The 14,081-nt window shown below is 70.7% G+C and carries 11 protein-coding genes; 6 read left to right on the forward strand and 5 right to left on the reverse strand.

Going from position 1 to position 14,081, the window contains the following annotated elements:
• Positions 1–7 precede the first annotated feature (7 nt).
• Positions 8–298: a YiaA/YiaB family inner membrane protein gene (locus OG928_RS07125; RefSeq protein ID WP_406280676.1), complete on the reverse strand. Its 291-nt coding sequence runs from the start codon at positions 296–298 to the stop codon at positions 8–10.
• A 125-nt stretch (positions 299–423) separates the two neighbouring features.
• Positions 424–2,841, reverse strand: coding sequence for an endopeptidase La (lon, locus tag OG928_RS07130; RefSeq protein WP_406280678.1), 2,418 nt, complete (start codon positions 2,839–2,841; stop codon positions 424–426).
• Between the two features lie 321 nt (positions 2,842–3,162).
• Between lon and OG928_RS07135 the strand changes: the two genes are divergently transcribed.
• Positions 3,163–3,753 carry a TnsA-like heteromeric transposase endonuclease subunit gene (locus OG928_RS07135; protein WP_406290829.1) on the forward strand — a complete coding sequence of 197 codons (591 nt, stop codon included), beginning with the start codon at positions 3,163–3,165 and terminating at the stop codon, positions 3,751–3,753.
• Between the two features lie 90 nt (positions 3,754–3,843).
• Here the strand turns inward: OG928_RS07135 and OG928_RS07140 are convergent, their stop codons facing one another.
• Entirely contained in the window at positions 3,844–4,158 is a 315-nt protein-coding gene (locus tag OG928_RS07140) for a hypothetical protein (protein ID WP_406280680.1), read from the reverse strand.
• Between the two features lie 140 nt (positions 4,159–4,298).
• On the opposite strand from OG928_RS07140, the gene OG928_RS07145 reads away from it, so the two are divergent.
• The 5 genes from OG928_RS07145 (at position 4,299) to OG928_RS07165 (ending at position 11,865) form a co-directional block, all read left to right on the forward strand.
• Entirely contained in the window at positions 4,299–5,948 is a 1,650-nt protein-coding gene (locus tag OG928_RS07145) for a serine/threonine-protein kinase (protein WP_406280682.1), read from the forward strand.
• A 591-nt stretch (positions 5,949–6,539) separates the two neighbouring features.
• Positions 6,540–8,291: a pentapeptide repeat-containing protein gene (locus tag OG928_RS07150; protein ID WP_406280684.1), complete on the forward strand. Its 1,752-nt coding sequence runs from the start codon at positions 6,540–6,542 to the stop codon at positions 8,289–8,291.
• Positions 8,292–8,841: 550 nt separating this feature from the next.
• Positions 8,842–10,020 (forward strand): serine hydrolase domain-containing protein, encoded by a 1,179-nt coding sequence (locus OG928_RS07155; RefSeq protein ID WP_406280685.1) that lies wholly within the window; start codon positions 8,842–8,844, stop codon positions 10,018–10,020.
• 140 nt (positions 10,021–10,160) lie between these two features.
• Entirely contained in the window at positions 10,161–10,805 is a 645-nt protein-coding gene (locus OG928_RS07160) for a TetR/AcrR family transcriptional regulator (RefSeq protein ID WP_406280687.1), read from the forward strand.
• A gap of 238 nt (positions 10,806–11,043) precedes the next feature.
• A complete protein-coding gene (locus tag OG928_RS07165) occupies positions 11,044–11,865 on the forward strand; it encodes an alpha/beta fold hydrolase (RefSeq protein WP_406290831.1) in 822 nt (273 codons plus the stop codon).
• On the opposite strand, the gene OG928_RS07170 is transcribed toward OG928_RS07165, so the two are convergent.
• A complete protein-coding gene (locus tag OG928_RS07170) occupies positions 11,862–13,244 on the reverse strand; it encodes a sensor histidine kinase (RefSeq protein WP_406280689.1) in 1,383 nt (460 codons plus the stop codon). The genes OG928_RS07165 and OG928_RS07170 overlap by 4 nt on opposite strands.
• Complete coding sequence (locus OG928_RS07175) at positions 13,241–13,894, reverse strand: response regulator transcription factor (protein WP_406280691.1); 654 nt, start codon at positions 13,892–13,894, stop codon at positions 13,241–13,243. Before OG928_RS07175 ends, OG928_RS07170 begins: the two co-directional genes overlap by 4 nt.
• Between the last annotated feature and the right edge of the window lie 187 nt (positions 13,895–14,081).

Below are 14,081 nucleotides of genomic sequence, written 5' to 3' on the forward strand. Positions count from 1 at the left end.
GCGGCACTCAGACCAGGTCGTTCTTGAAGAGGTCGTGATCGGTCAGCAGCTTCTCCAGCCGCGCCTGGTCGACGCGACTGACCACGGCCTCGCTCTCCTGCCGGTCCCGCACGACCTTGGCGAGCGTGATGCTGGACGTCACGACGTACAGCACCCCGAGCCCCAGAAAGGCCCGGATCCACCGGTCCACGGGCAGGTAGACGATCCCGATCAGAACCGCGCTCAGGGACACACCGAAGGACAGCGCGGCCTGAACGAAGAACCCTTGAGTGTTGTTGGTGCGCAGCGGCGTTGTCATGCCGACAGTGTTGTCCCGGCGGGATGTCGGGCACATGAGTACGTGTACTCAAGTGGGCACGGCCGCGGCCGGGAACGCCGAGAGGGTCGCCCGCCGGGGCGACCCTCTCGGTGCTTGACGGGGCGTCAGGCGGCCACTGTGTGCTTGGCGTTGGCCGGTTCCAGGGCCAACTCCAGGACCTCGCGCACGTCGGCGACCGCGTGCACGGTGAGCCGGCCGAGCACCTCCTCGGGGACGTCGTCCAGGTCGGCCTCGTTGCGCTTGGGGATCAACACCGTGGTGACACCGGCCCGTTCGGCCGCGAGCAGCTTCTGCTTGACGCCGCCGATCGGCAGCACCCGGCCGGTGAGCGAGACCTCACCGGTCATCGCGACGTCCGAGCGGACGGGCCGCCCGGTGAGCAGCGACACCAGCGCGGTCGTCATGGTGACGCCGGCGCTCGGGCCGTCCTTGGGGACCGCGCCGGCCGGGACGTGGATGTGCACGCCGCGCTCCTTGAGGTCGCCCACCGGCACCTCCAGTTCCGCCCCGCGCGAGCGCAGGTAGGAGAGCGCGATCTGGGCCGACTCCTTCATCACGTCGCCGAGCTGGCCGGTCAGGGTCAGCCCCGTGCCGCCCGTCTCCGCGTCCGCGAGCGACGCCTCGATGTAGAGCACGTCGCCGCCGGCGCCGGTGACCGCGAGCCCGGTGGCCACGCCCGGCACCGCCGTACGCTGCTCGGCCTTGCTCAGCAGCGATTCCGGGGTGTGCCGGGGCCGGCCGAGGTAGTCGCGCAGGTCGGCCCCGTCCACCGTGATCGGCAGCGGGTGCGACTCGGCGTCGAGCGCCTGCCGGGCCGCGACCTTGCGCAGCACGCGGGCGAGCGAGCGCTCCAGGGTGCGCACGCCCGCCTCGCGGGTGTACTCCCCCGCGAGCAGCCGCAGCGCGTCCTCGGTGAAGGACACCTCGGTCTCGTCCAGGCCCGCCTTGTCGAGCTGACGCTTGATCAGGTGGTCCCGGGCGATGACGACCTTCTCGTCCTCGGTGTAGCCGTCGAGCCGGACCAGTTCCATCCGGTCGAGCAGCGGCTCGGGGATCGTCTCCAGGACGTTGGCCGTGGCCAGGAACACCACGTCGGACAGGTCGAGTTCGACCTCGAGGTAGTGGTCGCGGAAGGTGTGGTTCTGGGCCGGGTCCAGCACCTCCAGGAGCGCCGCGGTCGGGTCGCCGCGGTAGTCGGAGCCGACCTTGTCGATCTCGTCCAGCAGGACGACGGGGTTCATGCTGCCCGCCTCCTTGATCGCGCGGACGATCCGGCCGGGCAGCGCGCCGACGTAGGTCCGACGGTGGCCGCGGACCTCGGCCTCGTCGCGCACGCCGCCGAGGGCGACCCGCACGAACGAGCGGCCCATCGCGCGAGCGACCGACTCGCCGAGCGAGGTCTTGCCGACGCCGGGCGGGCCGACGAGCGCGAGCACGGCCCCGGAACGCCGACCGCCGACCACGCCGAGCCCGCGCTCCTCGCGGCGCTTGCGGACCGCCAGGTATTCGACGATGCGCTCCTTGACGTCCACGAGACCGGAGTGGTCCGCGTCCAGGATCGCGCGGGCCTCGGCGATGTCGTACGCGTCCTCGGTGCGCTCGTTCCAGGGCATCTCCAGGACGGTGTCCAGCCAGGTCCGGATCCAGCCGCCCTCGGGCGACGCGTCGGAGGCGTGCTCCAGCTTGTCGACCTCCTTGAGGGCCGCCTCCAGCACCTTCTCGGGCAGGTTCGCGGCCTCGACCCGGACCCGGTAGTCCTCCTCCTCGCTGTCGGGCGTGCCGTTGAGCTCGTTGAGCTCCTTGCGCACCGCGGCGAGCTGCTGCTTGAGCAGGAACTCGCGCTGCTGCTTGTCCATGCCCTCCTGGACGTCCTTGCGGATCGTCTCGGCAACGTCGAGCTCGGCGAGGTGGTCGCGGGTCCAGCCGACCACCTTGGTCAGCCGCTCCTCGACGTCGACGGTCTGCAGCACCTCGATCTTCTGCTGGAGCGTCAGGTAGGGGGCGTAACCCGAGTTGTCGGCCAGGTCGCCGGCGTCCTCCAGGGCCTGCACGTGGTCGACGACCTGCCACGCGCCGCGCTTGCCCAGCACGGTGGTGACGAGCGCCTTGTACTCGCGGGCCAACTCCAGGGTGTGCTCGTCCGCCTCGACGTCCGGCACCCGGGTCGCCTCGACCCACAGCGCCGCGCCGGGCCCGGTGGTACCGGTGCCGATCCGCACCCGGCCCTCGCCGCGCACGACCACGACGGACTCCCCGCCGGGCAGCCTGCCCACCTGCTCGATCACACCGAGCGTGCCCACCGCCGGGTATTGCCCGTCGTCACGTGGAACAAGCAGCACCCGTGCCTTGCTCTCACTACGGATGCCGGGCCCACCCGACCGCCCCGCGGCCGCTCGCGCGGCATCCACGGCGGCACGGGTCTCCGCGTCATCGAGTTCGAGCGGGACCACCATGCCGGGGAGGACGACGACGTCGTCCAGCGGAAGAACCGGCAGGGTCAGGGTCCCGATGGTCTCGCTCATGTCATACCCCTCAAGTAGCGGCAGTGGAAAAGTTGCGCTGACTTGACTCAAGAACCTGGAGCCCACCTTTGTTCCCCCACCCCTCCCACCCCGTGTTCGCCCTGGGCGAAGTTGTCCTTTGACGCGGGTCTCTTCGCTTTGCAGCTTCACTCTTCGTGTGATCTTTCGTTTTGCAGAGTGACCTTTCGTCGCGGGCTCGGGTTGAGCGAGTCGTGGCATGTGCGTTGGGGGGTGCTGTCGGGCGGTGTCGCAGGGCCGCCTGCGGAGGGGTTCGAGGTTGCGTACGCCGACCGGGACGGGTCTGAGTTCCGTCAGTCGTTGGTGGATGCCTGGGCGGTGCGGTTCGAGGACGTCGCGCCGGTACGCGCGTTCAAGTCGTACAAAGGTCAGCGGCATCTGCCGGGCCTGTGGTGGTCGTCCACGGTGGGTGGGCACATCGGGTACGAGTCCTGGCTGGAGCGCGATCATGTGATGCTGTTGGACTTCGCCCCGTCGGTGGTGGGGATCTCGTCGCAGCCGTTCTGGCTGTTCTGGCGGTCGGATGCGGGCAAAAGCGTCTCGCACGCGCCGGACTACTTCGCCCGCCGTCAGGACGGCACGGCGGTGGTGGTCGACTGCCGTCCGGCGGATCGGCGCAAGCCGCGGGACGTGGCGAAGTTCGAGGCGACGCGGGCGGCCTGTGCGCAGGTGGGGTGGGACTTCCGGCTGGTGGGGGCGCCGGACCCGATCGTGGTGCGCAATGTGCGCTGGCTGGCCGGATACCGTCACCCCCGGCACCGGCTGGAATCCGTGGCCGCCGAGCTGCTGGTGGCGTTCGTCGAGCCACAGCCGCTGATGGAGGGGACCTCGGCGGTGGGGACCCGATCAGGGTGCTGCCGGTGCTGTTCCACCTGCTGTGGTCACACGAGTTGACGGCGGAGGTGTCGGTGCCGCTGCATGCCTTCTCGCCGGTGTCGGCAGGGGTGCGGCTTCCCAGCGTGCCACCCATCTCTTCACCCGCAGCTAGGACACCAGAGCCAACGCAACGCGAAACGGCACCCGACACTCGTCCACGAGGCGGAGGCTGTAGGCGACGCCGGGTGTGAGGGCGTCGATGGTCGGGCCGCGGTCGACGAGTCGGGCCGTGTCGAGGGTGTGGAGCCGGCGCACGGTGGGGCCGTCGCCAAAGTTGCCGATGCCACCGTCGAGGAACACCCGCAACAACGCGTCGGCTTCGTCGATCCGGATCGGGGCGTCCTCGGCCCGGTAGGGGGTCCTGCCCAACTCCGCCTTCGCAGCGGCGGCCAAGTCTGCGGCGTGCTTCCCGTGCATACTCACGGCGATCCCCCCGACACTCGACTACGGAGTCGATCACGCTGACCGGACAGCGCGAGCCTCGAAGGACGAAGCGACAACGCTGATGCGGTGGGCGGGCGTGGGGTCGGTGTGGGATCTTCGGGTGGGGCCGCGTACGGGGCGTGGCCTGTTCTGCGGTTGCCGCGCGGTGCGTGGTGCCGCTGTCGGGTCGGGGGCTGGTGGCGGTGCGGGTGTTGGCGGGTCGGTACGAACTGGTGGAGTTCGTGGGCCGGGGCGGGATGGGCGAGGTGTGGGAGGGCCTCGACCGGGTCATCGAACGTCGGGTGGCGGTCAAGCTGGTCCCGCACGACAGGAACGAGACCTCCGGCGCGGAGCTGTTCCTGCGCGAGGCGCGGACAGCGGGAACACTGAACCACCCGGGGGTGGTCACCGTGCACGACTTCGGCCAGGACACCACGGACGGTTCCCTGTTCCTGGTGATGGAATTCGTGGACGGCCGGGACCTGGCCTCCGTGCTGCGCGAGGACGGTCCACCGCCGGTGGCCGGCGCGGTCGAGTGGGCGGCGCAGGCCGCCGCGGCGCTGGCCCGTGCCCACGACGCGGGGATCGTGCACCGGGATCTGAAGCCGGCGAACCTGATGCTGACGGCCGACGGCCGGGTCAAGGTCCTCGACTTCGGGATCGCCCGGTTCATGGAGGCGTCGAACAAGTCGAGCAGAATCATGGGCACATGGGCGTACATGGCGCCCGAGAGGTTCGACGAACATCCCGGCGACGCCCGTTCCGACCTGTACTCCCTCGGCTGCGTCCTGAACGAACTCCTCACCGGGGAACCACCGTTCGACGCCACCGGCCCGGTACCAATGATGAACGCACACCTGCGGCGCGAACCGGTCCCACCGGGCGACACCCGCGACGGCGTTCCCCGAGAGCTCGACGACCTCGTCCTGGAGCTTCTTGCGAAAGACCCCGAGCACCGGCCGGCCACCGCCGTCGAGGCCCACGACCGGCTCCGCGGCATGGGTCGGATCCCGTCCGGCGCGACCACCCTCACCGCCAAGCCGCCGCGACGCACACCCCGACCACCTGGTCGTCGTCCCCCACGCGCGCGAGCCGAGGAAACGGACGTCGATCCGCGGCCCGGCACGGGGACGACGCCCCCCGCATGGCAGCCCTCCGCGGACGGGACCTTCGACATCGCCTGGACCGGCAGGGAGCCGCTGTCCGCCTACACCGACGACGAGACCGGCCACCGCCAAGACCTGTCGCCGAGGACGTGGACGACCCTGGCCGTGATCGCGTTCCTGGCGACGGCCGCGTGCATGGGCCTCCCGCTGCTGTTGGACTCCGACGCGATCGCGGTTTGGTTGACTCTTGGATGCTTTGTCATGTCCGCCTGGATGGGCACCACCTTTCGCGCGGCCGACGCGATCTGGGCGGCGCGGATCACGCGTCCGTACACGGACAGGACGGGCTGGGCATTGCACGTCGGCCCCCACTACCTCGTGACCACCGGAATCACCGGCCGCCGCGAGTTCACCTGGGACCGGATCAGTCGCGTCACCATCGAACAGATCGCCGGGGCAGGCCCGCACAAGTACACCGGTATCGTCCTGAAAAACAAGCCGGGAATCACTCCACCGGCGACCAAGGTGCCGCCGGGGTGGCCCTATCCACACTCGTCCAGCATCCGTTGGGGCTTGGGTCGACACTTTCCCATCTGCGTCCTCGGGCCGATGACCCAGCAACAACGAACCCAACTGACCGACGCGCTCGCCCGGTACGGCGGCGACCGTTGGGACGGCAACTGATCGATTGTGAGAAGCCCGCGCGAGACCGGGCGGCGAACTGAAGAGCACGTGCCTGCGGCAAGGAAAACGAAGAGTCGGTCTGCACGACTTCGACGCGTCGCGTGCAGACCGACTCTTCGTCTTGCTGTTCACCGGCACCCGGCGGCGCAACCTTCAGCCGCACAGGACAGAAGTGTCCGGTACCGGCTGACCTTGCAAATGTCAGGTTGACTCTGCATGTCGTCTGCCACGGATGTGTCAGCGTGCTTTGCCATTCGGTGACAGCCGTTCTGCCATGAGATTTGTCAGTAGGGGTGCCATGGCTGTCGGCTGCGATCGGTGGGCGGGAGTTCGTCGGGGTCGAACAGGTCGAGGCTGTAGGACGTCGGTGAGCCCGACATGGGTCGTCCAGGTCGTGTGTCGCGCCCTCGGGTCGCTGCGGTCGGTCCCTGCTCGAACAGCCGTGGCCTCGACGAGAGAGTCGAGCGCGAGGTGCCGCCGCACCGTTGGGTCGGCGCCGTGTTTGTTGATGCCGGCGTCGAGGAGCACCCGCAGCGGGTGGTAAGTCCCTCTCATGTGGGACGCTCTCGCTGCGCTGGGCAAGACGACGGCATGACGTCGCCTCCCGCCCCTTCGCCCACACCCCCGACCTGGCCGTACTGCGCGGAGGGAGCCAGCCCGGTCTACCCCGTCGGGTGCCAAGGAATCCACATTCCCGGACACACACGCTGCCTGGCCCACCTCGCGCCCGCGGACCGGGCTGCGTACTTCGCTGGCCTCTCCCTCGGCGCCACCGTCGACCACCGCGGAACCACGTTCGACGCCCCTCTCCTGACCGAACTCCTCGACGCACTCCGCGACCCCGCTACCGCCCAGCCCCACTTCGGCTACGCCAAGTTCGACGGCGCGACGTTCTCAGGCGACGCCGGGTTCGGCTTGGCGACGTTCTCCCGCGACGCCAGGTTCTTCGGCGCGACATTCTCCCGCGACGCCTCGTTCTTCGGCGCGAGGTTCTGCGGCGACGCCGGGTTCAACGGGGCGACGTTCGCTGGCGACGCCTCGTTCTTCGGCGCCTCGTTCTCCTGCAACGCCTCGTTCGGCTCCGCGACGTTCTCTCGCTTCGCCCTGTTCGAAAGCGCGGAGTTCTCCCGCGAGGCCTCGTTCAGCTTCGTGACGTTCTCCCGCGACGCCGGGTTCGTCAACGCGTCCGCCCGCTACGCCGACTTCAGCGACGCGACCTTCGAGTGCACTTCGGAGTTGGGCCCCCTGGTGTGCGAGAAAACGCTCAATCTGTCCCGGGCGGTGTTCGGCGCCCCGGTGGTGATCGAGGTCGCGGCCTCGAGCATGGAGTGTGTCCGCACGCGATGGGACGCGACCGCAACTGTGCGCCTGCGCCACGCGGCCCTGAACCTCAGTGGCGCGGTCGTGGCCCTGCCGATCGCCGTCACCGCCCACCCCGTGCCGCTCTCCACTGCTGGCACCGCGGCGCGCGCGGTCGAGGACTCGCTGACTGGTCCGGCGCGGGTGACATCACTGCGCGGGATCGACGCCGCGCACCTGGTCCTGACCGACACTGACCTCACCGGGTGCGTGTTCACCGGCGCGTTCCACCTCGACCAACTCGGTCTGAACGGCGACACCATCTTCGACGCGCCACCCACCGGCTGGCGCCTGCGCAAGGGGATACCCGCGCGGCTCACGCGCCGCCGGACGATCGCCGAGGAACACCACTGGCGCGCCCTCGCCCCCGGCGAGCCCCTGCCCCCACGCGGCTGGACACCGGGCCCCGACCATCCCAACGTCACGCTCACCCCCGGTCCTGAGGACGTGGGCCCGGTCTACCGCGCGCTGCGCAAGGCGTCCGAGGACGCCAAGAACGAACCCGACGCCGCCGACTTCTACTACGGCGAGATGGAGATGCGCCGGCATGACCACAAACGCCCAACCGGCGAACGCGCACTCGTCACCACCTACTGGCTCCTCTCCGGATACGGCCTACGCGCCACCCGCGCCCTGGGCTGGCTCCTGTTCGCCATGACCACCACAGTGATCATGATGATGCTGTGGGGACTGCCCACCGGCGACCCCAAACCCCGCACCACCGGAGTCCAAGTCGCGACCGGACAACGCGCCGAGTTCGTCACCGACAACCCCGACCCGACCCTGACCGGACCCGTCCACGACCGGCTCACCGCCAAACGCGCGGAGAAGGCCACCCGTGTCGTCGTCAACTCCGTCGTCTTCCGCTCCAGCGGACAGAACCTCACCAAACGCGGCGCCTACATCGAGATGGTCAGCCGCTTCCTCGAACCCGTCCTCCTCGCCCTCGCCATCCTCGCGATCCGAGGACGCGTCAAACGCTGAACCCCGCTGACATCTGGTCGTGGCGAGAACTGCCGTCACTTTCGCGGCGGTCAACAGTCTGGGCATGCGTAGTGCAGTTGGATCTTTCGTACGGCCAGGTCAGTCGAACGGAAGAGCACGCGCCTTGCGGCACGGAAGACGAAGAGTCGGTCTGCACGACTTCGACGCGTCGCGTGCAGACCGACTCTTCGTCTCGCTGGTCACCGGCACCCGGCGGCGCAACCTCCAGCCGCACAGGACAGGCGAAGTCGTCCTGTGGGGCTGATCCCTTCGCAATCGGGGCGTGTCCGACGGGTCGGTGACGGTCCGGGTCCGGGTCGGGGTCCGGGTCCGGGTCCGGGTCGGGGCTACGGGCTCGGTCGCGTCTGCTCTCCTGACGCCGCCGGCGCGGCCGGGGCATCCCCGCCCCGTTCCCCGTCGGCTGAGCGCACCGGGGGGTTGGCCACACCGAAGCCGGGCGGGTAGCACGATCGCCCCGGGCGGCCGCATCCGGACATGCTGGGCCCGGTACACACCGCTGGTGTCCCGACGATTCCCTAGGAGTTGGCACGTGCGTGAGCAGGCATGGCAGAGGGTCCGTTTTCCCAGCCGGCGGGGCGGTCGGCGCAGAGCCGTGTCGGCCGCGGCCGCGCTGGCCGTGGGCGTGGGCGTGATGACGACGGGTGCCCTGGCGCCGCCCGCGGCGTCCGCTGCCGCCAGGCCGGACACCGTCCGGCAGGGCCTGAACGCGCTGGTGCACTCCGACGGCCCGCCCGCCGCGCTGGCCTCCGTCAAGGACCGCGACGGCCGCACCCGTACCTACACCGCGGGGGTCGGTGACGTGGCCACCGGCTCGAAGGTGCCCAGGGACGGTCAGGTGCGAATCGGCAGCAACACCAAGGCGTTCACCGCGGTGGTCGTGCTGCAACTGGTCGGTGAGGGGAAGATCGGCCTCGACGCCCCGGTCGACACCTATCTGCCGGACCTCGTCCGCGGGGAGGGGATCGACGGACGCCACATCACCGTCCGTCAGCTCCTGCAGCACACCAGCGGACTCCCCAACTACAGCAACCACCTCGGCGACGACGTCCGGTACTTCGAACCCCGCGAGCTCCTCGACATCGCGCTCCGGCACAAGGCCGACTTCGCCCCCGGGACGAAATGGGAGTACAGCAACACGAATTACGTGCTGGCCGGCCTGATCGTCCAGAAGGTCACCGGCCGACCCCTCGCCGTGGAGATGGACCAGCGCGTCATCAAACGCGTCGGGCTGCGCCACACCTACTTCCCCGCCCCCGGTGACGCGACCATCCGAGAGCCCCATCCCAAGGGCTACTACAGGGATTCGGCGGGCGCGCCGCTGCGCGACATCACGGAAATCGACCCCTCCTGGGGCTGGGCGGCGGGTCAGCTGATCTCCACCAACTCCGACCTCAACCGGTTCTACACCGCGCTCCTGGCCGGCCGCCTCCTCCCGCCGGCCCAGCTCGCCCAGATGCGCACCACCGTGCCCGCCGAAAAAACCTTTGGCCCCGGCGCCCGCTACGGGCTGGGGCTCGTGAGCAAGCCACTGCCACTGCCGTGCGGCGGCGTCTACTGGGGGCACGGCGGTAGCTTCCCGGGATACGAGACCCGGGGCGGCGCCACCGACGACGGCCGCGCCGCCAACGTCGCGGTGACCATTCAGCTGACCGACGAGGCGGCCAGGCAGCGTGTCGACAGTGTCGTGAACACGGCCCTGTGCGGCTGAACCGCGCCCGGTCCGCACTGGAAGCGCACCGACCAACTCCACTTCCCGCGTTTCGGTTCGGGTTCTCGTGCTCGGGGCGGGGGCCGGTTGCTGGGATCATGGCTTCGGGCCGGGTACTCAGCGTGTGAGGACGTTCGATCGTGGAAGCTGCCGATGTGGACACCGCCGACGACGACGGTTCGCCGGGGCGGGCGGGCTATCGGCGGTCGGCGGGGTCGCCGCGCGGGGAGGCCAGGCGGCGGGAGCTGCTCGATCGGGTCACCGACGACCTCGCGGTCAACGGGCTCGTGGACTTCTCGCTCCGACGTGCCGCGCGAGCCGCCGGGACCACGCACAAGGTGCTGCTCTACCACTTCGACGGCGCCGACGATCTGCTCGCGCGGGCGATCCACCGGCTGCGCGACCGGCGCATCGGCAACGCCTCGGCTCTCGCCGCCGATGCGGCCGGCCGTCGGTCGCTCGCGGACTGGGTGCGCGCGGTGTGGCCCGTCCTCGTGGGCGAGGAGGCGCGAGTGCTCGATCAGGCCATCGGCTTGGCGATGTACGACTCCGACCGCTATGCCGAACTCGGCCGGGGGGCGTCGCAGCAATATCTGCCCACGCTGCTGTCCGTGTGCCCGGAGCACTGGTCCGATCGCCGCAAGCTCGAGGTCGCCGAGATGATCCTCGCGGCGCTGCGGGGCTTCCTGGTGGACGCGCGAACCAGCGGCGACACCGAGGGAGTCGCCGCGGGCTTCGAGGCGCTGGCCCGCGCCCTGGAACGGGAAGAGGCCGCGGGCGAGTAGCCGCCCTGCCGCGAAATCACGTCACCGCGTCGGCACTTCACCACTTCGCCACCGCACCGCAACGCACCGCTGCGCCACCTCACCACTGCGCCGCATCGTCGCGTCGCGACGCGGTCGGGTTCATGGACAGTTTGCGAACCGCGTGGTTCACTCGTGTCGCAGGACGAGACTGGACCTCGTCCACTCGGAGGTCGGCGTGCGCGTGTCCACGAACCACGAGATCGAGCTGTCCGCCGGAATGATCGAGTATCGAGACACCGGCGGCGACGGCCCCACGGTCGTGCTGTTGCACGGGTTGATGATGGACGCCTCGCTGTGGGACGGACCGGTCGGCGAGTTGTCCGCCGATCACCGCTGCGTGGTACCGACGCTGCCGTTCGGCGCGCACCGGCACGCGATGCGCGCCGACGCCGACCTGTCGCTGCCCGGGATCGCTCGGCTGGTCGCGGAGTTCCTCGACCGCCTCGATCTGCACGACGTCACCCTCGTCGGCAACGACACCGGCGGAGCGCTGGTCCAGTTGCTCATCCGCGACGGCGCCGCACGGGTGGGGCGGGTCGTGCTCGCCTCGTGCGACGCGTTCGACAACTTCCCGCCGGGGCTGACCGGCCGGACGCTCGTGCGCACCGGCAGGCTCTCGCCCCGGCTGTTCGGGCTGTTCATGCAGCAGATGCGGCTTCGGATGCTCCGCCGGCTGCCGATCACGTTCGGGTGGCTGACCAGGCGCGGGGACGCCGCGACCGCCCGGTGGATGAAGCCGGTGCTGACCCGGCCCGAGATCCGCCGCGACGCCGTGCGCATGTTGCGAGCCGCCGGAGCGGACACCGGCGTCCTGCTCGCCGCGGCCGAAGGCCTGCCGGGCTTCGACCGACCCGCCCTGGTGGTCTGGGCGAGCGAGGACCGCGTCATGCCACTCGAACACGGCCGCCGCCTGGCCGAACTCCTCCCGCACGCACGCCTGGTCGAGATCGAGGACAGCTACACCCTCATCCCCCTGGACCAGCCGGCGCGGCTCGCCCACACCATCCGGGAGTTCACCCGCACCTCCGCCACCACCTAGTGCCGGGCGCGGCGGTCGCGGCCGGAGTCGGACGGTACGGCGGTGGGCAGGGTGACCTCGACCGTCAGGCCGCCGTCGGCGTTCGCGCGGGCCGTGACCGCGCCGCGGTGGGCGCGCGTGATCGACCGGACGATGGACAGCCCCAAGCCGACGCCGTCGGGGCCGCCGGCCTCCGGGCGATCACCGGCGCGGGGCGGGGCGCCTCGTGCGGCGGTGCCCTGTGCGGGGGCGCCCCGACGAAACGGCTCGAACAGGTCGGCCACGGTGTCCTCGCCCACCTGCGGACCGGTGTTGGTCACCGTCAGCCCTCCGCTCTCGTCGACGACCAGCACGGCACTGCCGCCCGGCACGTTGTGCCGCACCGCGTTGCGCAGGAGGTTGCCGACGAGTTGGCCGAGCAGCATGCGGTCGCCGGCCACCCACACCGGCTCGGTGCTCCGCCGGGTCGTCACGGTCACGCCCGCGAGCCGGGCCTCGTCGACGCCGAGCGCCACTTCGTCGGCGACCACCGCGCCGAGGTCGACCTCGGTGAGCTGTTCCAGCCCGAGGTCGCTGCGGGCCAGCACCAGGAGCCCGTCGATCAGCCGTTCGCTGCGTCGGTTGGCGGCGAGCAGACTCGCCTTGGCCCGGTCCACGGCCCGGCGGTCGGGGCTTTCGAGGCCGATCTGGATCGCGGCACGTTGCACCGCCAGCGGCGTGCGCAGTTCGTGGGAGGCGTTGGCCACGAAGCGGCGTTGGCTGTCGAACGCCGCGTCGAGTCGGGCGAGCAGCGCGTCGAACGTCGCGGAGAGTTCGGTGAGTTCATCGCGCGGGCCGGTGAGGCCGATGCGTTCGTGCAGGTTCCGATCGGAGATCCGGCGGGCCGCGACGGTCATCGTCCGGACCGGGCGCAGCGCGCGTTTGGCGGTCCACCAGCCCACCGCGACGGCCAGTACGGCCATGACGAGCAGGACCACGAGGGACCACGTGAGCTGCTGCCGGGAGGCGAGTTCCCCAACGTGGCGCAACTGGTGGGCGACGGCGCTGTCGTCGGTGATCACGCTCGCCGGCGAATCGGGCGACGGGGGCGCGACGGCGACCGACCCCGGCTGCCGCGATGCCACCACCTCGGGCACCGGCCACGGGGCCGGCCGGTCGGCTCCGGGCTGCGCGGCGGCGGCCGCCTTGCCGATGAGGTCGTTCGTGCCGGCGCGGGTACCTCGGCGCGCGAGGAGGTAGACGGCCGTGAGCAGTGCGCCGCCCAGCACCAGGAACGTGCCGCCGAACCCGGCCGCGATCCGGGCCCGCGCGGTGGGGCGCGCCACTCGCTGCCGGGCGCCGGGGAGGCCCGCGCCGGTCGTCGGGGCGGCCTCCGCGGCCCGCTTGCGGCGGAGGGTCACAGCATGTAGCCGACGTTGGGGAGGGTGCGAACGAGCTGCGGTTGGCCGAGTTTCGCCCGCAGCCTGCTCATGGTCACCCGGACCGCGCTGGTGAACGGGTCCGCGCTCGCGTCCCAGACCCGCTCGAGGAGTTCCTCGGCGCTGACGGGTCGACCGCGTGCTTCGAGCAGCACCTGGAGGATGCCGAACTCCTTGAGAGTCAGCCGGAGATCGCGGTCGTCGCGGTGGGCCCGGCGGCGGGCGGTGTCGAGCGTGATGCCCCGCCGGCTGAGCAGCGGCGGCGCGGGTGGCGTGGTGCGTCGGGCCAACGCCCGTATCCGGGCCACGAGTTCGGGGTACTCGAACGGTTTGGTCAGGTAGTCGTCGGCGCCGATCTCCAGGCCGTGCACGCGGTCGCCGAGCGCACCGGCCGCGGTGAGCATGAGGATGCGGGTCGGCACGCCGCGATCGACCAGGTCGCGGCAGATCCGGTCGCCGTGCGTACCCGGCAGGTCCCGGTCCAGGACCAGTACGTCGTAGTCGTGCACGGCGAGCAGTTCCCCGGCGGCGTCGCCGTCGTACACCACGTCGACGGCCATTCCCTGGAGGTGCAGCCCGTCCCTGATCAGGTCGGCGAGCATCACCTCGTCCTCCGCGACGAGCACGCGCATGGGTTGCCTGACCTTCCGTCACCGGGCCTGTCGGGGTGGGCCGTTCGGGTAGGTGGTCCCGACCGGCCGGTGGGTCGTCGGACCCACCCCTGTCACCTGTTCATATCCGCCCCGGTGTTGCACGGGCGTAAGGACGCGTGAGACGTCCGTGCAACACCCTGCCCCGTACACCTGAGACCACCAGGAC

It is taken from the genome of Embleya sp. NBC_00896, assembly GCF_045207785.1.
Taxonomy (GTDB): domain Bacteria; phylum Actinomycetota; class Actinomycetes; order Streptomycetales; family Streptomycetaceae; genus Embleya.

What these genes read in the sequence shown, in the direction of transcription:
- lon (WP_406280678.1), bottom strand. Translation starts at nt 2,841, where the DNA reads ATGAGCGAGACCATCGGGACCCTGACCCTGCCGGTTCTTCCGCTGGAC.
- OG928_RS07125 (WP_406280676.1), bottom strand. Translation starts at nt 298, where the DNA reads ATGACAACGCCGCTGCGCACCAACAACACTCAAGGGTTCTTCGTTCAG.
- OG928_RS07150 (WP_406280684.1), top strand. Translation starts at nt 6,540, where the DNA reads ATGACGTCGCCTCCCGCCCCTTCGCCCACACCCCCGACCTGGCCGTAC.
- OG928_RS07175 (WP_406280691.1), bottom strand. Translation starts at nt 13,894, where the DNA reads ATGCGCGTGCTCGTCGCGGAGGACGAGGTGATGCTCGCCGACCTGATC.
- OG928_RS07165 (WP_406290831.1), top strand. Translation starts at nt 11,044, where the DNA reads ATGATCGAGTATCGAGACACCGGCGGCGACGGCCCCACGGTCGTGCTG.